At 73.3% G+C, this 23,114-nt stretch carries 16 protein-coding genes; 6 read left to right on the forward strand and 10 right to left on the reverse strand.

What is annotated here, in order from left to right:
* The first annotated feature begins 135 nt into the window (after positions 1-135).
* Together ABZ354_RS23845 and ABZ354_RS23850 are read left to right on the forward strand one after the other, a co-directional pair.
* A complete protein-coding gene (locus tag ABZ354_RS23845; protein WP_358659888.1) occupies positions 136-1,569 on the forward strand; it encodes an NAD(P)/FAD-dependent oxidoreductase in 1,434 nt (477 codons plus the stop codon).
* A gap of 58 nt (positions 1,570-1,627) precedes the next feature.
* Positions 1,628-2,593: a pirin family protein gene (locus ABZ354_RS23850; RefSeq protein WP_358659890.1), complete on the forward strand. Its 966-nt coding sequence runs from the start codon at positions 1,628-1,630 to the stop codon at positions 2,591-2,593.
* A 69-nt stretch (positions 2,594-2,662) separates the two neighbouring features.
* On the opposite strand, the gene ABZ354_RS23855 is transcribed toward ABZ354_RS23850, so the two are convergent.
* Positions 2,663-3,427 carry a ZIP family zinc transporter gene (locus tag ABZ354_RS23855; protein ID WP_358659892.1) on the reverse strand — a complete coding sequence of 255 codons (765 nt, stop codon included), beginning with the start codon at positions 3,425-3,427 and terminating at the stop codon, positions 2,663-2,665.
* 179 nt (positions 3,428-3,606) lie between these two features.
* On the opposite strand from ABZ354_RS23855, the gene ABZ354_RS23860 reads away from it, so the two are divergent.
* A complete protein-coding gene (locus tag ABZ354_RS23860) occupies positions 3,607-4,572 on the forward strand; it encodes a restriction endonuclease (protein ID WP_358659894.1) in 966 nt (321 codons plus the stop codon).
* Between the two features lie 338 nt (positions 4,573-4,910).
* Here ABZ354_RS23860 and ABZ354_RS23865 read toward each other — a convergent pair whose 3' ends face one another.
* The 7 genes from ABZ354_RS23865 to ABZ354_RS23895 all read right to left on the reverse strand — a co-directional run bounded on the left by ABZ354_RS23865 (position 4,911) and on the right by ABZ354_RS23895 (position 15,717).
* Positions 4,911-6,779: a GMC family oxidoreductase gene (locus ABZ354_RS23865; protein ID WP_358659896.1), complete on the reverse strand. Its 1,869-nt coding sequence runs from the start codon at positions 6,777-6,779 to the stop codon at positions 4,911-4,913.
* Positions 6,776-8,275: a hypothetical protein gene (locus ABZ354_RS23870; protein WP_358659898.1), complete on the reverse strand. Its 1,500-nt coding sequence runs from the start codon at positions 8,273-8,275 to the stop codon at positions 6,776-6,778. The genes ABZ354_RS23865 and ABZ354_RS23870 overlap by 4 nt, the downstream gene beginning before the upstream one ends.
* 212 nt (positions 8,276-8,487) lie before the next feature.
* A complete protein-coding gene (locus tag ABZ354_RS23875; protein WP_358659900.1) occupies positions 8,488-9,204 on the reverse strand; it encodes a GntR family transcriptional regulator in 717 nt (238 codons plus the stop codon).
* A gap of 214 nt (positions 9,205-9,418) precedes the next feature.
* Positions 9,419-12,199: a glycosyl hydrolase gene (locus ABZ354_RS23880; protein ID WP_358659902.1), complete on the reverse strand. Its 2,781-nt coding sequence runs from the start codon at positions 12,197-12,199 to the stop codon at positions 9,419-9,421.
* Positions 12,200-12,589: 390 nt separating this feature from the next.
* Positions 12,590-13,090 (reverse strand): DUF4396 domain-containing protein, encoded by a 501-nt coding sequence (locus ABZ354_RS23885; RefSeq protein ID WP_358659904.1) that lies wholly within the window; start codon positions 13,088-13,090, stop codon positions 12,590-12,592.
* Between the two features lie 361 nt (positions 13,091-13,451).
* A complete protein-coding gene (locus ABZ354_RS23890) occupies positions 13,452-14,873 on the reverse strand; it encodes a sugar porter family MFS transporter (protein WP_358659906.1) in 1,422 nt (473 codons plus the stop codon).
* Positions 14,866-15,717 carry a phytanoyl-CoA dioxygenase family protein gene (locus ABZ354_RS23895; protein WP_358659908.1) on the reverse strand — a complete coding sequence of 284 codons (852 nt, stop codon included), beginning with the start codon at positions 15,715-15,717 and terminating at the stop codon, positions 14,866-14,868. Before ABZ354_RS23895 ends, ABZ354_RS23890 begins: the two co-directional genes overlap by 8 nt.
* Positions 15,718-15,839: 122 nt before the next feature.
* On the opposite strand from ABZ354_RS23895, the gene ABZ354_RS23900 reads away from it, so the two are divergent.
* Positions 15,840-16,862, forward strand: coding sequence for a LacI family DNA-binding transcriptional regulator (locus ABZ354_RS23900; protein ID WP_358659909.1), 1,023 nt, complete (start codon positions 15,840-15,842; stop codon positions 16,860-16,862).
* A 313-nt stretch (positions 16,863-17,175) separates the two neighbouring features.
* On the opposite strand, the gene ABZ354_RS23905 is transcribed toward ABZ354_RS23900, so the two are convergent.
* Together ABZ354_RS23905 and ABZ354_RS23910 are read right to left on the reverse strand one after the other, a co-directional pair.
* Entirely contained in the window at positions 17,176-19,068 is a 1,893-nt protein-coding gene (locus tag ABZ354_RS23905) for an ABC transporter ATP-binding protein (RefSeq protein ID WP_358659911.1), read from the reverse strand.
* A gap of 227 nt (positions 19,069-19,295) precedes the next feature.
* A complete protein-coding gene (locus tag ABZ354_RS23910) occupies positions 19,296-20,171 on the reverse strand; it encodes an SGNH/GDSL hydrolase family protein (RefSeq protein ID WP_358659913.1) in 876 nt (291 codons plus the stop codon).
* Between the two features lie 501 nt (positions 20,172-20,672).
* Here ABZ354_RS23910 and ABZ354_RS23915 point away from each other — a divergent pair.
* Both ABZ354_RS23915 and ABZ354_RS23920 read left to right on the forward strand, forming a co-directional pair.
* On the forward strand, positions 20,673-21,698 hold the full coding sequence (locus ABZ354_RS23915; RefSeq protein WP_358659915.1) for a LacI family DNA-binding transcriptional regulator: 1,026 nt from the start codon (positions 20,673-20,675) through the stop codon (positions 21,696-21,698).
* A gap of 226 nt (positions 21,699-21,924) precedes the next feature.
* The gene (locus ABZ354_RS23920) at positions 21,925-23,046 is read left to right on the forward strand and encodes a cellulose binding domain-containing protein (RefSeq protein WP_358659917.1); all 1,122 of its coding nucleotides are present in this window, start codon (positions 21,925-21,927) and stop codon (positions 23,044-23,046) included.
* Positions 23,047-23,114: the final 68 nt, after the last annotated feature.

Consider the following 23,114-nt stretch of genomic DNA (forward strand, 5'->3'; position numbering starts at 1 on the left):
ATCCCTCTTCCTGGTGTCGGGGGCGAAGCGTCCGCACAACACCGCTGTACAGGCAGGTATTCCGTGCCCGGACAGGCACGTGTCCGCGCACGTACCCATGTGGCCGTGCCACACACCACCCACCACACTGGCCCCATGACGGAAACGGAATCCATCGCGTACGACGTTGTGGTCCTCGGGGCCGGACCGGTGGGGGAGAACGTCGCCGACCGCACCCGCGCGGCCGGCCTGACCACCGCGGTCGTCGAGAGTGAACTGGTCGGCGGCGAATGCTCCTACTGGGCGTGCATGCCCAGCAAGGCCCTGCTGCGCCCGGTCATCGCACGCGCCGAGGCCCGCCGCGTGCCGGGCCTGAGCCGGTCGGTGCGCGGTCCGCTCGACGCGGCGGCGGTCCTCGCCCACCGCGACACGTACACCTCCCACTGGCGGGACGACGGCCAGGTCCAGTGGCTCGACGGCATCGGCGCCGACCTCTACCGCGGGCACGGGCGGCTCGCGGGGCCGCGCACGGTGACCGTGACCGGCCCCGACGGCGCCGACCGGGTCCTGACCGCCCGGCACGCGGTCGCCGTCTGCACCGGGAGCCGCGCCGCCCTGCCCGGCCTGCCGGGCCTGGACGCGGTGAAGCCGTGGACCAGCCGGGAGGCCACCAGCGCCAAGACCGTGCCCGGCCGGCTCGCCGTGGTCGGCGGCGGTGTGGTCGCCGTCGAGATGGCCACGGCCTGGCAGGCCCTCGGCTCGCAGGTCACGCTCCTGGTACGCGGCAAGGGCCTGCTGCCCCGCATGGAGCCGTTCGCCGGTGAACTGGTCGCCGAGGCGCTCACGGAAGCCGGCGCCGACATCCGCACCGGCACCTCCGCGGAGTCGGTGCGCCGCGAGAACGGCACCGTCGTCGTCGTCACCGACGGCGGCGACCGCGTCGAGGCCGACGAGATCCTCTTCGCGACCGGCCGCGCCCCGCGCACCGACGACATCGGCCTCGACACGGTCGGCCTGGAACCCGGCGCCTGGCTCGACGTCGACGACAGCCTCCGGGTGACCGGCCACGACTGGCTGTACGCGGTCGGCGACGTCAACCACCGCGCCCTGCTCACCCATCAGGGCAAATACCAGGCGCGCATCGCGGGCGCCGCCATGGCCGCCCGCGCCTCCGGCACGAGCGTCCTGGACCAGGATGCCTGGAGCGCGCACGCCGCGACCGCCGACCACGCCGCCGTACCGCAGGTCGTCTTCACCGACCCCGAGGCCGCGGCCTGCGGCCTGTCCCTGGCCGAGGCGGAACAGGCCGGCCACCGCGTCCGCGCCGTGGACGTCGACCTCTCCTCCGTCGCGGGCGCGGGCCTCTACGCCGACGGCTACCGGGGCCGCGCCCGCATGGTCGTCGACCTGGAGGAGGAGATCGTCCGCGGCGTCACCTTCGTCGGACCCGGAGTCGGCGAGCTCCTCCATTCGGCCACCGTCGTGGTCGCGGGCCAGGTCCCCGTGAGCCGCCTGTGGCACGCGGTCCCGCCGTACCCGACGATCAGCGAGGTGTGGCTACGGCTGCTGGAGGAGTACCGGGACCACTGAGGCGTCCCGCTCCGCCCAGGTTCTGACGCGGTGCCCGCGGCGTGGTTGGGTGGGCGGTATGAGCAATCTCGATCGGCAGCCGGTCCCCGCGGTGTGCGGCGGCCGTGGCTTCGTGGCTGCGGAGCCGGTACGTGAACTCCTGAGCCCCCGTCACGTGAGACTCGGTGAGTCCACCGAGGTCCGGCGGCTGCTGCCCAACCTCGGCCGGCGCATGGTCGGCGCGTGGTGCTTCGTCGACCACTACGGCCCCGACGACATCGCCGACGAGCCCGGCATGCAGGTGCCCCCGCACCCGCACATGGGACTGCAGACCGTGAGCTGGCTGCACGAGGGGGAGGTGCTGCACCGCGACTCCACGGGCAGCCTCCAGACCATCCGGCCGCGCGAACTGGGCCTCATGACCTCCGGCCGGGCCATCAGCCACTCCGAGGAAAGCCCCAGGTCACACGCCCGTTTCCTGCATGGCGCGCAACTGTGGGTGGCCCTCCCGGACGCCCACCGGCACACCGACCCGCACTTCGAGCACCACGCCGACCTGCCGGTCGTCACGGCACCGGGCCTGCGCGCCACGCTCGTCCTCGGCGGGCTGGACGGCACGGCCTCGCCCGGCACGACGTACACCCCGATCGTCGGCGCGGACCTGGCCCTGTCCGGCGGCACGGACGTCCGCCTGCCGCTGGAACCGGACTTCGAGTACGCCGTGCTGTCCATGTCCGGCGAGGCCCACGTCGACGGCGTGCCGGTGCCGCCGGGCTCGATGCTCTACCTCGGCTGCGGCCGCGCCGAACTGCCGCTGCGGGCGGACGCGCACGCGGACCTGATGCTCCTGGGCGGTGAGCCGTTCGAGGAAGAACTGATCATGTTCTGGAACTGGATCGGCCGGTCCCAGGAGGAGATCGCCCAGGCCCGCCGGGACTGGGCGGACGGGACACGTTTCGGGGAGGTGAAGGGGTACGACGGGACTCCGCTGCCGGCCCCCGAGCTGCCGGCGACACCGCTGAAACCACGGGGGAGGGTGCGCTGACCCGGGCGGGCCGTGCGGTGCAGCGGCGCGCCCGAGAGCCTGGCCCGTTTGCGCGCGGCGGCGTGAAGGTCAGGCGTGGGAGAGGGCGAACGAGACCAGGAAGCCGCACACGGTGATCAGGCCGATGGCCGACGGTGTGTCCTCGAACGCCTCCGGGATCATCGTGTCGGCGGTCATCGCGAGGATCGCTCCCGCCGCGACCGCCGTGACCGCGGCGATCACGGCCGGTGAGAACGCCCCGACGACCGTGTAACCGAACACGGCGGACACCGTGCAGACCGCGGCGATCGCCGTCCACACACCGAAGACGTAGCCCTTGCTGCGGCCGGAGCGCTTCATGCCCGCCGAACTGGACAGCCCTTCCGGCACGTTGCTGATGAACACCGCCGCCACCGTCACGAGGCTCACCGCGCCGCCCTTCAACAGGCTCACCCCGATCACCGCCGACTCCGGAACCCCGTCGAGCAGGGCGCCCAGCGCCAGGGCCGTGCCCGAGCCGCGCTGTTCGGCCTCCGACGGCTGAGACCGCGACGACGAGCTGTGGCCGGAGCGCTTGCGGTGGCGGGCACCCCGCCGGGCCAGCCAGAGGTTGCCGACGGTGTACGCGACCCCGCCGCCCAGGGTGCCGATCACCGCGGGCCCGAGCCCGGCCTCGTCGTACGCCTCGCCGAGCAGTTCGAAGGACACCGCCGACAGCAGCACACCGGCACCGAACGCCATCACCGCCGCGATCACCTTCTGCGGCACTCGCCAGGCGAACCCGAGCACAGCACCGAGCAGCAGTGCCGAACCCGCCAACAGCCCCCACAGTCCCGCCTGCACCACATGCGCCATGCGCTGCCCTGTACCCCACGCCCCCTCGGCGACGCGTGGAGACGGCGGGACGGGCCGACGGGCAGGGGCGCCGGGGCGGTTCTCAGCCGGGTTTGCGGACGTCAGCGGTAGACGATCATTTCCCGGGCAGACGGGCGCCAGTGATCTCCGTTCTGGTCGACCCGAGAGGACTGATCGCCTTGACCGTCTCTCAGCGCCGGACCCGCGGGGCCCACCGGGAACGCCCCTTCGACCTCCGCGCCACGGCCATGTACTTCGCCCTGGTCGCCGTGCTGGTGTGCCTCGTGGGCTGGCTCGGGCGCGCGGCGGCACACGTCGTCGAGCGGCGCCCCGCCTGGGCCGTCGTCCTCCTGATCCTGGTACCGGCCGTCGCCGTGGCGTGCGGGCGGGGGCACCGCAGGTTCTCCGCGGCGAGGCTGGCCCGCCGGACCGGTGCGGCCCTGGAAGAGGCGACGGACACGGCGCTCGACGCACTCGGGGCGGAGCGGGCGGACCCCGCGCCGGAGAGGACGGACGGGGCGGGAGCGCCGGAGCGGGCGAGGGCGGCCGGCGCACGAGAGGGGCACGCGGGCGCGCCGACCGACGCCTCGGAACCGACCCTGCTCCTGCGCGGCGAAGCCGGAACGGCCGGCTTCGCGGGCGGCGGTGCCGGGACGGCCCCTCCGCCGGCCGGTGAGGCCGCCACCGCCGTCGTCCCGCGCGGGGCGGCCTTCCGAGTCGCGGAGCCCGGGGCCCTCGACCACGACGCCCTGAGTCCCGCGGATTTCGAGCAGGCGATAGCCGCCCTCTGCGCCCGGGACGGCTGCCCGCAGGTGGAGGTCGTGGGTGGCGCGGGAGACCTGGGCGCCGACGTGCTGGCGACGACACCGGACGGCCGACGGGTGGTGATCCAGTGCAAGCGCTACACCGACGACAACAAGGTGGGCTCGCAGGACCTGCAGCGCTTCGGCGGCACCTGCTTCACCGTCCATGAGGCGGACGTGGCCGTCATCGTCACCACCAGCGACTTCACCGGTCCGGCCACGGATTACGCCGAGCAGTGCGGAATCGTGTGCGTGGGCAGGCGGGAGCTGCGGGGCTGGAGCGACGGCTCGATGGCGCCGCCGTGGACCCACTGCGCCGACAGCGGGGAGCCCGGCGCCTGAGTCCGGTGGGGCGGCGGGTCCCCGCGGACCCGACGCTCCCGTACGCGCCACGGCCGGGCGGGGCGGCGGGTCCCCGCGGGGCGGCCCTCCCGTGCGCGCCACGGTGCGTCGTCGGACCCGGTGTCGCGCACCGCACCGGCCGTACGCCGACCGCGCCTTGACGGGCCGTTCCTTGACATGCTTTGACCGTGCCGCGCCTCAACCGGGCCCGCCTCCCACCGTGCCGCGCGCCGGTCCGGCGTGGCGTGGCGTGGCCCGGCCGAGCCGTACGGGCCGGTGCGGGCCGTGGCGGGCGCTCCGCATACGCCTCCGCCGGGATACGGAAGGGCATGCGGGGCTCACCCGCCGTAGCGCCGCACGGCTCCCTCCGTCACCGCGTGCGACAGAGCCATGATCGTGACCTGCGGGTTCACACCGGGGGACGACGGGAGGAGGCAGGCGTCGGCCACGAGTACGCCATCGGCGCCGCGCAGTCTGCCGTCGGGACGGACGGGGAACCGCTGGTCGTCCGCGCCCAGGGCGGCTGTGCCGGTGGGGTGGAACGCCGACAGGTGGAGGCTTCGGGGGCCGGTCCGCCGGACGATGTCGTCGAGGCCGGCGGGAGTGGTGGCCGCCGGGTGTGCCGGCAGGCCGGTGAGGACCTCCCGGGCGCCCGCGGCGAAGAGGACGCGGCCCATGTGCGCGATCGACTGGAGCAGGCGGTGGCCGTCTTCCGGGTGGAGGGCGTACGAGGCGACGGGGCGGCGTGCTCCGCGGACGCGGCCGGAGGAGCGGTCGGAGACCATCGCTCCGAGGAGCCCCAGGTGACCGGCCTCGTTCAACTCCCGCTTCAGCTCCCCGCCGAAGCCGGGCAGGACGAACGACGTCATGCCCGGTGGTGCCGCGGTCGCCTCGATGAGGATGCCGTCCCCGTGCCACTCGTCGACGCCGACGCTCTGCAGGACGTTGGGGCCCGCTCCCGCGCCGGTGACGGGTTCCGCGAAGCGTCCCGCGACGCTGACGGCCGGGTGGATCGCCAGGTTGCGGCCCAGCCGGGGGTGACCGGCCAGACCCGAGCGCCGCAGCAGCGCCGGAGTGTGCAGGGCCCCGGCCGCCGAGACGACGAGGTCGGTGCGGAGGGTGAACGTGGTGCCGTCCGGGCGTACGGCCTCCACCGCTGTGGCCCGGCGGGTCCCCGCCCGGTGCTCCGACACCACGCGGGTGGCGCGGGCCCGCGTGACGATGCGGGCTCCGGCCGCGCAGGCCGCGGGCAGTACCGACAGGTGCACCGCCTGCTTGGCTCCGCTCGGGCAGCCCGCGACGCATTCGCAGCACCCTCCGCAGCCCGGGGCGTTCCGGCGCAGCGCCGCGGCGGACCAGCCGAGCCGGTCCGCGCCGAGCAGGGCGAGCCCGCCGTTGCGGCCCAGCACCGACGGGTCCGGCACACCGACCCCCAGCAGGTTCTCCACGTGGTTCAGGTGGCGCCCGAAGGCGGTGGGGTCCGCCAGTTCGACACCGTGGGTGTGGCGCCAGCGCCGCAGCACATCCTCCGGCGTACGGAAGCAGGTGCCCGAGTTGACCAGGGTGGTGCCGCCGACCGCGCGGCCCAGCGGCAGCAGCACCGGCGGCACGCCCCAGGCCAGGGTGGCCCCGCCGTCGCGGTAGGCGTCGGCGAACCGGTCCAGGGGCGGGCGCGAGGCCAGTTCCCGTGTGGAGAAGTGCCGGCCTTCCTCCAGGACGACCACCGAGCGGCCCGACGCGGCGAGGGTCAGCGCCGCCACGGCACCTCCGGCGCCCGAACCGATCACCACGGCGTCCGCCCGTGCGGAGTCGGGCCAGTCGGACGACGGCACCATGTCCAGCCAGGGGTCCGCCCGCACCGGCACCCGGGGCGGCCGGGAGCCGTGCCGGCTCGCCCCCGCGGCCAGCAGCAGCGGGATCTTCACGTTGTCCAGCAGGGGCCTCGCCCCGGGCAGCCGCAGCAGCCTCCCGAGGAGCCTCGCCCTGGCGTGGGGCGGCAGGCGGCGGGCCCGCCGTCCCGTGGTCGCCACGGAGAAACCGTCGAGCGCCACGTCCACCGCGCACAGCCCCGCACGGACGGTGGGCGGCAGCGACGACAGGAAGCGCAGCAGACGCTCCGGGACCTCGTCCTCCCACTCCGGGCGGTGCGGGTCCGCGCCGAGGTCCAGCAGCACCGCCGACAGGGCCCGGCCGCGGGTCGCCGTCATCGCAGTCCCACCTCGGCGTGCGCGGTGCCCCGCACGTCCCAGAGCGCCTCGCGCCGCCACCGGCCGCGCCACTGCTCCAGTTCGACGCGTACGTCGGCACGCTCGGTGTTGTGGCACGTCGCCCGGCTGCCGTCCGGGTCGGTGTAGTCGACGGCGGCCCGGACGCCCCCGGGCAGATGCACCCGCACCGTGATGCGCCGCCTTCCCGCACGTCCGTCCACCGTCCACGTCGGCAGCCGTGGCTCGGCCCGGAACCGTCCGACACCGACGACCCCCAGCGCACTGCGCCAGTCACCGCGCGGCCAGTCGCGCCCCGCCCGGCGCAGCCGCAGGAAGACCAGCGGAGGCAGCCGCCGCAGCAGCGGCAGGCCGGACACGGCCGTCACGACCTCGAGGACGGTGTCGTCGTCCAGGTCCGCGTGCAGCCAGGCCCATCGGTGGGCGTTGCCGCGGCCCGCGATTCGGGCACTCGCTCCCGGGGCGCCGGCCGGCCGGAACTCCCGTCCGCCGACGCGCACGAAACCGTCGTAGCGGGCCTGCGGCTGGGGGACGACGTGCACGGCGGGCAGCACACGGCGCTTCCACGCCGACCGGGGGAACGTCCGCAGCGGCCGCGAGTCCGCCGTCACTGTCACGTCCCACACCAGCTGTCCGGCCGCGCCGCGTAGTCCGTGTGCCGTCGCCACGGCGGAGGCGGAGTGGAAGCCAGGGGGAGGTTCCTGCGGGGAGCTGTGTTCCGGCGGGACGGCCCCCGGTGATGCGTCCTCCGGCAGGGTCCCCCCGGCTGACGGATACGGGTGCGGGCCGAAGCGCTCCAGTACGGGCGGCGCGTCCGGCGGGTAGACGGCGGCCCAGCCGTGGGTGTGGACGGCGCCGTGCACCGGCCGCACCAGTTCGTGGTGGAACCAGAAGCCGGTACCGGTCTCCGGGTCGGTGAACGTGCTGTACCAGACGTTCAGACGGTCCCGCGTGCCTCCCCCGCGGGGCGCGGTGAGGGCTTCCACGTCCTCGGCGGGTGCGGGGAAACGCCAACTCGCCGCGAACGACGGGAACGTGCGCAGGGGGAAGCGGAGGAGCCCCTCGCCGACGGCACCTCCGTCGGCACCGTCGTCCTGTCGGCTGTCGTTGCCGCCGGCCGGCCGCAGCGAGACCGGCAGGACCGTCATCGACCGCAGCGGGCTGCGCCATGTCGGGGACTTGTGCCCCCGCACGACGTACTCGTGGCCGTCCATGGCCGTGAAACGCACGCGGTAGTCGATCCGCCCCCGTGAGAGGGGCGCGATGACCATGCTGCCCGTGGCGTGGGGATCGTCGGCCCAGCCGCTGATGCGTACGCGGCCGGTGATCGTGGCCGCCGTCGACGCGAAGGGGCGCAGCGGGCCGGGGGCGCCGACCCGCAGGTCGAGTGCGACGGGCCGGCTCTCGCCCGGTGAGGAGTGCAGCCGCAGCGTGCCCTCCATGGTCTCCGCGAAGCGCGCTTGCCGCCGTATCGCCATGTGTGGAGTCCTCTCCTTACGGGCGAAGCGTGACGCATGGCCACCCCTTACTGGAACAGTGGCTCAGTGGCTCAGCCACTTGAGGCAGAGAACCAGCCGACTCCCGCCCGGGTCAACCCCCCGGCGTCCCCGCACTCGTGATCGGTGGGCGATACGGACCGGGCGGAAAGGACCAGGACACCCCCGTGCCCCCACTCACCGGCGCCGCGGTCTCACTTCCGGCGCCGGCGCTTGTGCCCGGCCAGGTCCGCGGTCATCTCCTCCGCGGTCACCCGCAGGTAGTCCTCCGCGGCGCGGCCCGCTTCCTCTACCGACCGCTTAGCCACCGGTGCCACCACCTGCCGCAGGCGGTCCGCCGCCCGCGCCGGGTCCGCGAAGGGGGCGCTCATGACGTGACGGACCGGCAGATACGCGTTGAGCAGCGTGTTGGTGAGCAGCAGGTACACGCGATTGCCCGTCGTACGGGCCAGCTCCCGGTGCACCTCGGCCTCCGCGAGCTGCGCGCCCGCCGGGTCCGGGGCGTCACCCACCTCGTCCACGGCCTTCCGGAGCCGCGCCGCCTGCGCGGACGTGCAGCGCGAGGCCGCCTTGCGCGCGATGAGCCCGCCGATCGACCGGCGGGCCTCGAACACGTCGGACAGCCACCCGCCGTCCTGCCCCACCAGCAGCGGCAGCAGATCGACGCCGCCGGATCTGAGGAAGTCCAGCACCCGCGTGCCCACACCGTGCCGGGTGCGCAGCAGACCCGCCTGCTCCAGCCGGGACAGCGCGTGTTTGAGGGTCGTACGGGTCACGCCGTACGACGCGGCCAGCTCACGCTCCGGCGGGAGCAGCGAGCCCGGCTGATGCGTGCCGTCCAGGATGTCCGTGCGCAGGCGCTCCTCCAGGACGTCGACGACGGACTGGCGGACGATCGCTTCAGCCGGCATGGCCGCACCCTTCCGGTTCGGTCCGCGCGCCCCTGTCGGGGCCCGGGGCCAGGTGATGGTCATCGCAGGCAGTGGACCAGCGGGGACTTCCCAGCGTCAAGCGGGGCCCGCCGCCCGCCCGGCCCCCGCCGCCGGGTGGCGCGGCGCGGGAGACGGCGGGCGCCGGGACGGACCCCGGCGCCCGCCGTCTCCTCTCGGCGGGCCGACGCGTGCGTCACTCGTAGGGGATGACGACCACGGACGCGGCCGTGCCGGTGCGCAGCAGGGAGGTCGCGTTGCCGATCGCGTTCCAGACCTCCAGCCGGACCGTTCCCCCGCGCAGGTCGCCGAGGGTGCCGGTGGCGGACTTCAGGCCGCGGGACTGGGTGTAGTCCTCCCAGCCTGCGACCGGGTCGGTGGCGAAGTAGGCGTACGTCTCCGTCCGTTCGAAGGTGCCGTCGCCGGTGAGGTCGTAGCTGACGCGGGCCTGCTGGCCGACGCCGACCGCGGTACCGGCGTCCACCGGCAGGCGGAACGTGGTGCTCGCGCCGGACGTGAGGGTGCCGTTGACGCCCTTGACCTCGTACACCAGCGGCTTGTTCGGGGTGCCGTCGTGGTTCTGGCCGCCGGCGGACGCGACGGTGTCACTGCCGGCCGTACCGTCGGTGGCCGTGGTGAGGGTGCCGCCGGAGCGGAGCTGGAAGGTGTTGCCGGTGGGCGGCTCGGGGTCCGGGTCGCCCGGGTCGGAGCCGGCACCGGTGCCGGTCGCGGTGGACCGGGCGGGCACGGTGAGGGTCTTGCCGTCGGAGAAGGTGACGGTGCGCTGCGCGGAACCGTAGTTGTGGGCGGCGTAGGTGCGGGTGCCGTTCTTGCTGAACACCGCGGACGTCGCGAGGTCGCCGGTCACCGACGGGTCGGGGGCGCCGAGCGCGTCCAGGGTGGTGATCCAGTGGTACGTGTGGGCCTTGGACTCGCCCTGCTCCGGGGTGTATCCGGCGTTGCCGGCGTCCCACTTGGACTTCGCGGCGGCCGGGTCGGCCAGCGACTGGAACTCCCAGAGGATGTCGCGCCATTCGACGGCACTCCCGCCGTTCTCGCGCTCCATCTCGGCGAGGTTGCGCCGGATCGCCGCCTTGTTCCCGGCGAGGTGCGGGGAACCGCCCGCGGTCACCGGCAGGACGTTGATGCCGTGGATCTCCTCCGGGTTGGCGGTCCACCAGGTGGAGTAGGCCGCTCCGCTGCCCCACACCATGCCGACCGTGTCGTGCCCGAACGAGGACGGGAAGACCTGCTCGTCGGCGTCGAACCAGTACTGGGCGATCGCCTCGCCCTCCGTGGCGAGCAGATAGCTGCCGAGGTCACGCAGCTCCGTGTTGCCGGTGGCCGAGCCCCAGAGCACCAGTGCGGCGCTGAGGTTGGTGGACTCCGAGGAGGACTCCTGGTTGTTGCCGGCGGCGAATCCCTGGTGGCCGGAGGCCCAGCTGTGCCCGGCGTACACGTCGAAGCCGCGCAGGAAGGGGAAGGCGCTGTCGGTGCGGCTCCAGTTGGCCGTGTCGCGGATCAGGGCCTTGACCATGCCGCCCCAGGCGGAGTCGGCGGCCCAGGACGCGTCGTACTGGGCGACGATCGCCGCCGCGTAGACGTAGTAGCCGTAGTGGAAGTGGTGGTCGTTGAGCTCGGTGTCACTGCCGTAGGAGGCGGGGTAACCGATGAGGGTCTTCCAGTCGCGGTCGTAGGAGAACTCGCTCGCCCCGCCCGCCGTGAACCACTCCTGCAGCCGCCCCTTGAGCTGGCCGATCAGCTTGTCGCGTAGGGCGCCCTCGCCGATCTGGTCCGCGAGCGGCACCAGCTGCGCGAGCTTCCCGAGCGCCTTGCCGGTCCAGTACGTGTCCGTGGCCCCGGAGAAGGGGTCGGAGGCGTTCGCGACCTCGGCCAGCCGGGTACGCAGCAGGGCGGTGTCGACCGCGCCGGTCTTCGGCAGCCCGGGCAGGACCGGGGCGGCCTTCTGGCCGGTCGTGAAGGAGGTGCCCTCCCGCACCTTCATGGTGCCGCGCGGCGAGACGTAGGTGTACGACGTGAGGGCGTCGGTGGTGTGGAGCCACTGGTGCCGGTAGAGCGCCTGGAGGGTGCCGCGCTCGGTGCCCTCCTTGGCCTGGGTCGTGAGCTTGTACGTGGCGCGGACCGTGCCGCCCGAGCTGCTCCAGTCGACCTGCGACCCGGTGACGAAGCTGAACGCGTACGTGCGGAACGTCGCGAGCGCGTCGGTGGACGGCAGCACGGCGAGGGAGAAGTAGTCCTTGCCGCCGAGGCCGGCGCTGATCGTCGTACCGGAGATGTTCCAGTCGCTGCCGCTCGGCGCGAACAGGGCGTAGTGGTGTCCGCCGATCGTGACGCCGAGCACGTTGCCCTGGTCGGCGAAGACGGTCGGCGTGGCCGCGGTGGTGATCTGCGCGTTGCCGCCGGTGCCCTGCGCGTAGACGAAGGGCAGGCCGTGGCCGATGGTGGTGCGCAGGGTGCGGCTGCCGTCGGACCAGTAGGGGGTGACCGTCCAGTCGGACCAGGCGTCGGCCTTGGTGTCGGGGGAGTTCAGCCCGCTCAGGCCGAGGGTGAGGTCCCGCTTGTGGGCGTACTCGTACTGGCGGCCGTCGCCCACGATCGCCGGGCTGGTCGGGTAGCCGACCTCAAGACCGCCGGAGACGGCCTGGTACGTGAGCGGGTGGCCGTACATGGGGGTGGAGTACGGGTTGTCGCCGTAGCGCTGGAAGGCGAGGGAGGACCACCAGTCGTTGGTGGGCAGGGGCTTGTCGCGGGCGGCGTCGGTGAGCTTGGGGGTGACAGGTCCGCCGGTGTTGTTCGTGGGCCCGGAGGTGCCGGCCGGCCGGGTGTCGGAGTAACTCCCCGCTCCTACGGGGACGGTGGCGGCTGCCGCGGGTGTCGCGGCCGGGCCGAGGCCGACCGCGGCCAGGGCGGCGGTCAGGACCAGCGCGGCGGCCGGTCTGGAACGGGGAGCTGGCATGGGGAACACCTCATGTCATCGCGAGGGAAGGGGCGGGCTCCGGCTCGTCGGCGGCGGGCCGCGGTGCGCCCCCGGGCACGGACCGGTGCCCGGCGGGGCCGGGGGACATGGCGGGGAACTACGGCGGAACCGTCGATGGGGTGGCGCGGGAGCCCTCGCCTGAGAGCGCTCTCAGGCGATCGAAACGTAAGACTCCTGTAATCGGGTGTCAATACGTCGCGCAGGCGCGGGGGCGTGTCGCGGCCCATCGGGGCCTGGCGGCCCGGCCCCGGCGGGCGGCCGTTCACTCCTTGATGGCGCGCCAAGGGGGCGGGGGCGTCTTCCCTTCACGTGTTGAGAGCGCCGAGAAGGCTCTCGGCGCTCTCGATCGGCGGGGTCCTCGGTGAGGGATCAGTGATGGGCGTGGGCCACGGCGTGGCCCTTGCCGCGGCCGATCATCCACTTGTTGACCGGCGTGGTGATCACGAAGGCGACGGCGAAGCCGCCCAGCAGGGACGACCAGAACAGTCCGTCGGACAGCTGCGCGTCCATGGCTCCCGGTGTGAACACGATGATCGCGTTGTCCACGAGCTCCATGACGGCGATGGACACGGTGTCGGCGGCCAGCGCGACCTTGACCGCGGACGTGAGGTCCAGGCCGGCCCGGACCACCGCGAACAGGGTCAGGGAGTAGCCGAACAGGAACGCGAGCGCGATCGCGAGGAGCATGGTGCGCAGGTTGCCCCATTCCAGTGCCGTGCCGACGGCCATGCCCAGGATCTCGCCGACGGCGCATCCGGTGAGGCAGTGGAGTGTCGCCTTAGCCGCCATGGACCAGGGGGCGGGGGCTTCGCGGGGGGCGCTGCCGGAATGGGCGTCGTGTCCGCCGTGGTCGTGGGCGCTGGGGTCCATGGCCTTCTCCTCGCTCGGCGTCGCGGGCCCGGCCCGTCCGGCCCGCACGACGCCCAGGTTATACCCCCTGGGGGTATGAGGCCAGCGCATCCGGACCGGAACACGGCCGGTCCACCCGACGGAGACATGCGGCCACGGGGAGGCGTCTGCAACCGGCTGCGGAGGTGGCCCCGTGGGCGGCAGCCGGGGGCGGGTCCTCACCGAGCCGACCGCCCGGACCCACGCCGCTGAGGACGTGTCCCGGGGTGTTTCGTGGACCCCACGATCGTGCGCGCTCACCAGCACGCGGCCGGGGCCCGCACAAGAGGCCCCGGCCCGGGGGACTGGCCGGCCGTGCCGCCGGCCGGTCCCGTCCTTGCGCTCAGGAGCCGTCCAGCGCCTTCCGGAAGGAGCCGCCGCGGTGCAAGGCGCGTTCGATGCTCTCCAGGGACTTCCCCCGGGTTTCCGGTACCTTCGCCGCCACGAACGCGATGCACGCGGCGTTCATCAGGGCGTAGACGAAGAACGTGCCGGAGCGGCCGATGGCGTGGATCGCGGTCAGGGCCGTCATCGCGATCAGCAGGTCGACACCCCACACGGTGACGGTGGCCAGACTGGTGGCCGGACCACGCACCCTCAGCGGCAGGATCTCCGGGCCGACGAGCCAGACCACGGCCTGGATTCCGACGCCGTTGAACAGGATGTACGCGAACAGGGCGACGATGACGGTCCAGCGTTGCGCCGCGGAGCCCTCGGGGCCGAGGAAGGCGATCGCCATGACCGCCATGGCCAGGCCGGAGCCCGGCAGGAACCACAGCATCGTCCGCCGGCGGCCCACCCGGTCCACGGCGATGGCACCGACCACCCCGGCGACCACCAGCATCACGCCGATGCCCACACCGGTGAGCAGCGCGGCCGAGTCGCCGAAGCCCGCGTCGACGAGAATCGTCGGCGCGTAGTAGACCACGGCGTTGATGCCGGTCAGCTGGGAGAAGGCCGCGATGCCCACGGCGACCAGCAGGGCGGGGCGCATCCAGCGCTGCCGCAGATCGCGCCAGCCGCCGGTCGGGGTGGCGGTGGCCACCTCGGTGATCTCGTCGATCTCCCGGCCCACGTCCGTACCGGCCGGTCGGAGCCGGGCCAGCACGCTCACCGCCTCCTCCCGCCGGCCGCGCTCCACGAGCCAGCGCGGGCTCTCCGGCAGGAACAGCATGCCCGCACCCAGGGCCACGGCGGGCAGGACCGCCAGGGCGAACATCGTGCGCCAGCCACCACTGCCCGACAGCGCCCAGCCGCACAGGTACGCGATGAGCTGCCCGCAGGCGACCATCAGCTGGAACAGCACCATGAGCCGGCCGCGGATCCTGGCGGGGGCGGCTTCGGCGATGTAGACCGGCACCATGTTCGAGGCGCCGCCGACGGCGAGTCCGAGGACGAAGCGCGCGGCGATGAGGCTGCCCACCCCGGGTGCCAGCGCCGCCGCCGCGGCCCCTGCGGCGAAGACGACCGCGACCGCGATGACGACCTTGCGGCGTCCGTGACGTACGGCCAGCCGGCCCGCGAGCAGGGCTCCGGCCATCGCGCCGAGCAGGATCACGCTGACGACGACCTCCTGCTCGCGGGAGCTCAGGTCCAGGTCCTCGCGCAGATGCAGCAGGGCACCGGAGATGATGCCGGTGTCGTATCCGAAGAGCAGGCCGCCCAGCGCGGACACCGCCGCGACCGCGTACACCATGGCCGGCGCCTTGTTCCGGTCGTCGACGGGCGCCTCGGCCGGTCCGCGCCCCGTGGTCAGCTCAGGCATCGCCCATGACCAGACCCTCGATGGTGTGCTTCTGCGTGATGGGTTCCAGCACGTCGACGACCGGGCAGTCCAGGTGGCGCCGGACCCGCTCGGGCAGGGACTCCCAGTAGGCACGGGTCACTGCCGTGTCGTGCCGGTCGCCGTTGGTGGCTTCGGGGCCGTCCACGCCCAGGACCAGGACGGGCCGGGATTTCGAGGAGTTGTTCCTGGTGCCGCGGTGGATGGTCAGCGCGGTGCGCGCCGAGATGTCACCGCGCTGCGGGTACTTGCGCACGGCCCGCTCCTCATAGCGCGGGTAGTGCGACCGGGGCGGGAACATGCCGTGGGCGAACTCCGGGCTGTCGTCCCACTGGGTGCCCGGCGCTATCTCGAAGGGGCCCATGTCCTCCTCCGTGTCGACGGCCGTCACGTTGAAGGCCAGGGAGGTCAGCCGCCGCTCGGCGCGGGTCTCCTCGGGTATGGGGAAGTCCCGGTGCCAGGGCTGGTTGACGGCGCCCTCGAGCGGCACGTCGAAGCCGAGCTCGACGATGCGGTAGTCGGGCCCGAGGGCGGCGGTGCACACGGAGCGCACCCAGGGGTGGTCGACGAGGTCGACGAAGCCGCGCAGCTGCTCGGGGTGGATCTCCACGTAGTAGCGGTGCGGTCCGCGTCCGACGGCTCCGCCCGGCCGTGCCAGCGCTTCCCGGAAGGCCACCTCGATGTCCTCGCGGAGCCGGTCGGCCCAGTCGGGGGTGAAGGCACCCTTGCGGGCCGTGATGCCGTCCGAGTACAGGGCCTGGACGTCGGCCGTCACGTCCAGGTCCAGGTCGGCAGGGGCGGTGCCGGGGTAGGCGTGCGGGCTCATGCGTGCCTCCTTACACGTGCAAGCGGTACTTCCCAGCCATATTGCATCGATGAATTCAACGTGGCAATACCCTCTCGTGCGGATCTTGGTCCGCACCGGGCCGGGCGTGCCACGATGTGCGGGTGAGCAGCAGCCTGAAAGAAGTAGCCGCCCGCGCCGGCGTGTCGGCGCGCACCGTGTCGAATGTGGTCAACGGTTCCGCCCGGGTCTCGGCGCAGACCCGGCAGCGGGTGCAGGAGGCGATCGACGAGCTGGGGTACCGGCCCAATCTGGCCGCCCGCAGTCTGAGGGCGGGCCGCACCGGCATCATCGGTCTCGCCGTCCCGGAGCTGCACTCGCCCTACTTCGGCGAGCTCGCCGGTCTCCTGGTCGACGAGGCGCGGCGCCGCTCGTGGACGGTGATCATCGACCAGACGCACGGGGACGCGGAGGCGGAACGGCGGCTGCTGACCGGCGACGGGGGCCGGGTGATGGACGGGCTCATCATCAGCCCGTGGGCGCTGGAGGCGCAGGATCTGGCGACCACCGGGCGCCCGGTGCCCATGGTGCTGCTCGGAGAGCGCAGCCCTCAGGGCATGGCAGACCGCGTCGCGGTGGACAACGTGGCCGCCGCGGACGAGGCGACCACCCATCTCCTGGCACTGGGGCGCCGCAACATAGCCGCCATCGGACTGCAGCCGCACCTGCAGAACGGCACGGCCGAGCAGCGTGCCGAGGGGTACCGCAGGGCGCTGCGACGCGCGGGGGTCCCACGCCGGCCGGAGTGGGAGCGGACGGTCGACTCGCTGCACCGGAGGGAAGGTGCGCGGGCCATGGCGGAACTGCTGGACGGGGGCACCGTTCCTGACGCCGTGTTCGCCTTCACGGACGAACTGGCGCTGGGGGCCATGCACCTGGCGCACACGCGGGGAGTCCGCATGCCGGAGGAACTGGCGATCGTCGGCTTCGACGACATCGAGGACGGCCGGTTCAGCCACCCGACGCTGACCACCGTCTGTCCCGACAAGCGGCAGATCGCCGCGCGTGCCCTGCAGTGTCTGGCGGACCGCATCTACAGCCCGGACAACGAGGTGCCCGCCTCCGATCTGACGATCCCGCATCGACTGGTCGTACGGGGCAGCACGTCAGGGACGCAGGCAGGCTGACCGCCCTCCCGACCCCGGCCGCAGGGCTCTGGGGCGGGCGGCCCCGGCGACGTTCCGGCCCGTCCGCACCCAGAGCGGGTGGACGGTCCTGTGCGTGTCGGCACCCGCCCGACTGCCGTGCACGCGGGCCGCACGGGCAGCCGGCTGACGCACCGTGACCCGACGGCGGCGGGCCCGCCCCGGCCGCGACGGCGGCGGGCCTGCCGTCCGGCCCCGGGTGGGCGGCGGCCGGGGGCTCACCGGTCCCGCGCGGCAGCGGTCCTGTGACGACGATGGCCGCCGCGTCCGGCCCCGGTTGAGCCCGCCGCGGGGCCTACCGGTCCCGTGACAGCTCCAGCAGCTCGGCGAAGGTGCCGCCGGCGTGCACCAGGTCGTCGTAGCGGCCCTGTTCCGTGATGCGGCCCTGTTCCATGACGACGATGTGGTCCGCGATCCGCGTGTTCTCCAGGCGGTGCGTGATGACGATCGTGATGCGGTCCGGGGCGAGGGCCCTGATGCGCTCGAAGATGCGGTGCTCGCCCCGCGGGTCCATCTGGGACGTGGGCTCGTCCAGGATCAGCAGGGCGGGCCGCCGGTACAGGGCGCGGGAACAGGCCATGCGCTGCCACTGCCCGCCGGACAGTTCCGCGCCGCCGAACACCTCACGGGCGAGCAGCGTGTCGAGCCCTGCGGACAACTCCTCGACCGCCTGCCGCATGCCGACCGCGTCCACCGCCTCCCACACCTGGTCGTCGTCGTAGTCGCGGGGCTGGCCGAGGGTGACGTTCTCCCGGGCCCGCAGCGGCCACTGCGCGAAGATCTGCGGCACGAGACCGGTGTGCCGCCAGACGCTCTCGGGTGTCGTCCCGGCGAGGTCCGTGCCGTTCCAGGTGACCCGGCCCTTGTCGGCGAGGTGGATCCCGGTGATGAGCCGGGTCAGCGTCGACTTGCCCGAGCCGTTGGCGCCGACGATCGCGAGGACGTCCCCGCGCCGCAGGGTGAGCGAGACCCGGTCGACGGCCGGCCGGTCCTTGCCCGGGTACTGGTAGACGACCTCCTCCAGCCGGATCTCCTCCACCGGCGCGGTGACCTGCCGGGTGCCGCGCTTCGGCGCCCGCTCCCGGGCGTCGTCCAGGAACGCCTGCATGTCGGTGAGGTAGAGACTGGTGTGGAACAACGCCGCGCCATTCATGATCACCTGGGCGAGAGCCGCGAGCGTGGTCTGGACGGCCACCACCGCGGTCGCGGCGAGGGCCGGCTCGATCCGGCCGGTCGCGGCCAGCCGGGCGAGCGCTCCCCACGTCGCGACGAGGAACACCCCGGCGACCAGCGAGGCGAGCAGGTCGATGCGCAGAGTACGGGGCGCGGCGGCCAGCGTGCGCCGGTCGCAGCGGTCGGACAGCGTGCGGTACCAGTAGGTGAGGTAGTCCGTCATGGAGTTGGCGCGCACCTCGTCCCCGTACCGGGGGCTGGTGGCCCAATAGCGCATCATGCCGCGGACGTTGCGGTCGCAGACGTTGGCGTAGTGGATCTCGTAGTCCACGCGGGCGGTGAGCACCGCGCCGGCCCCGGCCGGGAGCACGGCCAGCAGCAGGAGCGGCAGGAGCAGCGGGTTGAGGACGGACAGCGCGCCGGCCGCCGTGATCATGCGGATCAGCGCCGACAGGAAACGCTGGGCGTCCGTGACCATCACATGGGCCCGGACGACCCCCACCTCGGCCGCCTCCTGCCGGTCGGCGAACCCGTCCACGGCGTACGCGGACGCCTCGACGCGGCACACCGCCTCCACGAGCGCCGAGTCCGTCGCGGTGATGAGGCGGGGGGTGATGCGGCGCTGCGCGTAGACGGCGAGGGTGTCGGCGACGCGGGCCACCCCGGCGGCGATCCCGACGGCCACCAGCGCGGGCAGGGCGTCGTGCAGCCGGTCGGTGACGGCCCCGCCGCCGAGCAGCGGTCGCATCGCGCGGGCGGTCGCGGCCAGCAGTACGGCGGCGGCGACGCCGGTGGCCAGGGGGCAGGCCAGCAGGAGCAGCACGGCCCGGCGGTCGATGTGCCAGGACATGCCGACGATGCGGCGCAGCACCTTCGGGAGGCGGGAGCACAGGGTGCGGAAGGTGACGTCGCCGAGCGGGTTCACGGAGTACTCGCCCGTGTACGTGATCTCGGCGGGCGGTGGGGGAGGGACGGGACCGGCCTGCTGCTGCGGGGTGGTGTCTGATGAGGCCAACGGGGCTCCTTCGTCGTCCACGCGTGCGCGTGCGCTGCGGATACCGGACCCAACGACGCGGGACCGGAGTTCGCACCCACATGTTTCGGACGAAGAGGAACACCGGAAACGCGGGACGGCCCTGCCCGCGGGCGACGGGGCCGCCCCGCGGCGCAGGGGCCGGCCGGGCCGGCGGTTTCCCGCCGGGCACCGACCTCGGCCGTCACCGCGCCCCGGCAGACGGCGGGTCAGCCCAGGCCGAGCGTGCCCATCGTCTGCTCGGCCATCCGGGACTCGCCGAGCGCGTTGGGGTGGACCGGCACGACGTTCCGGCCGAACAGCAGCGGCTCCACCCATCGGGTGCCGCTCGCCTTGCACGCGTCGTGGCCGTCCGACGTACGGGCGAAGTCGACGTAGGTGGCGCCGGACTCGACGGCGGCGCGTTCCACCACGGCGTTGAGGTGCGCCTGCAGCGCGCGCAGGTACGGCACGTCGCCCGAGGCGATCGGCAGCTTCAGGAAGCAGGACGGGTCGGCGGTGGCCGGCACGATCCAGGGGTAACCCAGCACCGCCAGGCGGGCGTTCGGCGCCGCCGCCCGCACCTTCCCCAGAGCCGCCCTGAGCGCCGGATACGTGTGGCTGTCGATCTTGTCGTCGAAGGAGCTGCCGTACAGGGTCTTGCACGGGCTGCCCTGGCCGCCGCTGACGAGCCCGGCGGTGCCGCAGGCGAGCATGGCGCCGACGAAGGTGTTGTTGTCGTTGCCGCCGATCGTGAGCGTCACCAGGTCGGTGTCCTGGCCCACCGCCTCGATCTGCGGCGCGACCCCCGGGTACTGCGACTCGGTGAAGTCCTTCGTCTGCGCGGCACCGCAGGTGACGTCGGTGAGACGGGCACCGGTGCGGGAGGCGAGGACCTTCGGGTAGTTCGCCGTGGACCGCAGGCACAGCGGCGAGGACAGGTCGACGGGCAGCACGCCCGAACCCGCGCTGTAACTGTCGCCGAGAGCCACGTAGTCGAGGGTCGTGTCGGCGGCGTGCGTGGCGGGAGCCGTCAGCGCGAGCGCGGCCACGGACGCCACGGCGGTGGCTGTCGCCGTCATGACATTACGGAGGGTGGGTGGCATCGGCGTCTGCTCTCTCTTCTCGGCTCCGGACCGCGCCACACCGGGGGCGGGCAGGGCCGTGCCCCCGGTGTGCCGGGTACGGAAAACAACGGTCCGAGCAGGCGCGTCGTCGGCTCGGGCGGGCGAATCGTCGGCTCCAGCGGTCGCGGGATCGGCTCGGACGGCCCAGCCGTGGGCCCGGACCGCTGGAACGGGCGGCTCGGGCGAACCACGCGTACGGAGTTACCGCTTGGTTCTACCGCTAGGTAATGTGCGGTCGGCCGCGCCGGGAGTCAACTATGTCGACCGACCTTCTCGAAGTCCACACGACTGCGGCCACCGGCGCCCCGGCCCTCACCCCCCACCCCGCTCGACCCACCCTCCTCGCCCCACCGGGCTGAGAGGCCGACCCGCCTGGTGAGCACCCGGGGAGAGGCTCGTGGAGCCCCTCGCCGACCTCGACGGACCCGTTCGCGGCCTCTCCTGGCCGTACTATCGGATGATCTCTTGGGGGAGGTCGACATGGGCAGCAGGCAGCGCCCCGGCGCACCGACGCTGGAAGAGGTCGCCGCTCTCGCCGGAGTCGGCAGGGGAACCGTCTCCCGCGTGATCAACAACGCGGCGGGCGTGCGCGATTCGACACGCGCCGCCGTGGAACGCGCCATCGCCCAACTGGGCTACGTGCCCAATCTCGCGGCGCGCTCCCTGGCCGGCCGGCGCGCCGACGCCGTCGCGCTGGTCATGACCGAGCCCGACTGGCGGCAGTTCGGCGAACCGTTCTTCTCCGCCGTCGTCGGCGCGGTCGGCGACGCCCTGACCGACACCGGCGTGCAACTGCTGCTCACCCTGGTCCGCACGGACACCGAACGGCAGCGGTTCGTGGAGTACGCGCGCGGCGGCCGCGTCGACGGTGTCCTGATGATGTCGGTGCACGCCAAGGACCAGCTGCCCGACATGCTCTCGGAGGCCGGCCTCCCCACCGTCCTGCTGGGCCGGCGCTCGGGCGACGAGAGCGTCACCTACGTCGACGCGGACAACACCGGCGGAGCCCGCGGCGCGGTCACCCACCTGCTGCGCACGGGACGCCGGGCCGTCGGCACCATCACCGGACCTCTCGACATGTACGTCGCCCAGTGCAGGCTGCGCGGATACCGCGAGGCCCTGGAACGCGCGGGTGTCGAGATCCGGCCGTCCCGGATCGTGGAGGGTGACTTCACGGAGCGGAGCGGTCGCCTGGCCACCGCCGAACTCCTCGCGCGGGCACCGGAGACCGACGCGGTACTCGCCGCGTCGGACACCATGGCAGCGGGGGCGCTGAGCGCGCTGCGCGCGGCGGGCCGGCGGGTGCCCGAGGACGTCGCGGTGATCGGATTCGACGACTTCCGGCTGGCCCGCCACACCGATCCGCAGTTGACGACGGTCCGTCAGCCGGTGGAGGAGATCGGCCGGACCATGGTGCGGTTGCTGCTGGAGGAGATGGAGGATCCGGCGGTCGCCTGGCGGCACGTCATCCTCCGTACGGAGCTGGTGCGGCGCGCCTCCGCGTGACCCCGGATATTCGGGGAGCGCTCCCAGTCGTCGCGACGGCGTACTGCGTCACGCTCGTCGACCTGCGGGTACGGAATTGCTTCGACGCGATGGCGACGCGCGGGGTTGTCAGGGACATGGACCGCTTCTACAGTCCCCACCGAATGGGAAATGGGAGCGCTCCCATCCGTGGGGAGTTGGGAGCGCTCCCGCTCACTCGTGACCCCGACCCCGGGAGAGGCCCCGCATGCGACTGTCACCACGTCACATCCGCCCGCTTCGCGGACTGCCGGCAACGCTCCTCACCGCTCTCGCCACCGTCGCGGCCGTGCTCACCACGACGGCACCCGCGCAGGCGGACACCACGATCTGCGAGCAGTTCGGATCGACCACCATCCAGGGACGCTACGTCGTCCAGAACAACCGCTGGGGCACCGGCGAGACCCAGTGCGTCACCGCCACCTCCACCGGCTTCCGGCTCGCTCGGGCCGACGGCTCGGTACCCACCAACGGCGCGCCGAAGTCGTACCCCTCGGTCTACAACGGCTGCCACTACACCAACTGTTCGCCGGGCACCAACCTCCCGGCGCGGCTCAGCGGCATCTCCAGCGCTCCCTCCAGCATCTCCTACGGCTATGTCGGCGACGCCGTGTACAACGCCTCGTACGACATCTGGCTCGACCCGACGCCCAAGACCGACGGGGTGAACCGCACCGAGATCATGATCTGGTTCAACAAGGTCGGCTCGATCCAGCCGATCGGCTCGCAGGTGGGCACGGCCGGGGTGGGCGGGCGCAGCTGGCAGGTGTGGCAGGGCAGCAACGGTTCCAACGACGTGCTGTCCTTCGTCGCCCCGTCGGCGATCGACAGCTGGAACTTCGACGTCATGGACTTCGTCGACGCGACCGTGGCGCGGGGCATGGCCCAGGACACCTGGTACCTGACGAGCGTCCAGGCCGGTTTCGAGCCCTGGCAGGGCGGCGCGGGCCTGGCCGTGAACTCCTTCTCGTCCACCGTCAACACCGGCGGCACCACCCCGGGCGGCCCGGCGGCGGCCTGCGAGGTGGCGGTCGCGACGACCGTCTGGCCGGGCGGCTACACGGCCGACGTCACCGTCGAGAACAACGGGTCCGCGCCGGTCGACGGCTGGGAGCTCGCGTTCGCCCTGCCTTCCGGGCAGCGCGTCACCAACGCCTGGAACGCCACCGTGAGCCCCTCCTCGGGCGCGGTCACGGCGAGTCCGCTCTCCCACAACAAGCTGATCGCCGCCGACGGCAGCCAGACCTTCGGCTTCGAGGGCACGTACAGCGGAACCTTCGTGAAACCGAGCGGCTTCAGCCTCGACGGAACCGCCTGCGCGGGCGGGTAACGCGGAACGACAGCACAGCAGAACCGCGTGCGCACGAAACGCGGAAGCACGGAAGCACGTGAGCACGT

Source organism: Streptomyces sp. NPDC005925 (assembly GCF_040638805.1).
Taxonomy (GTDB): Bacteria; Actinomycetota; Actinomycetes; order Streptomycetales; family Streptomycetaceae; genus Streptomyces.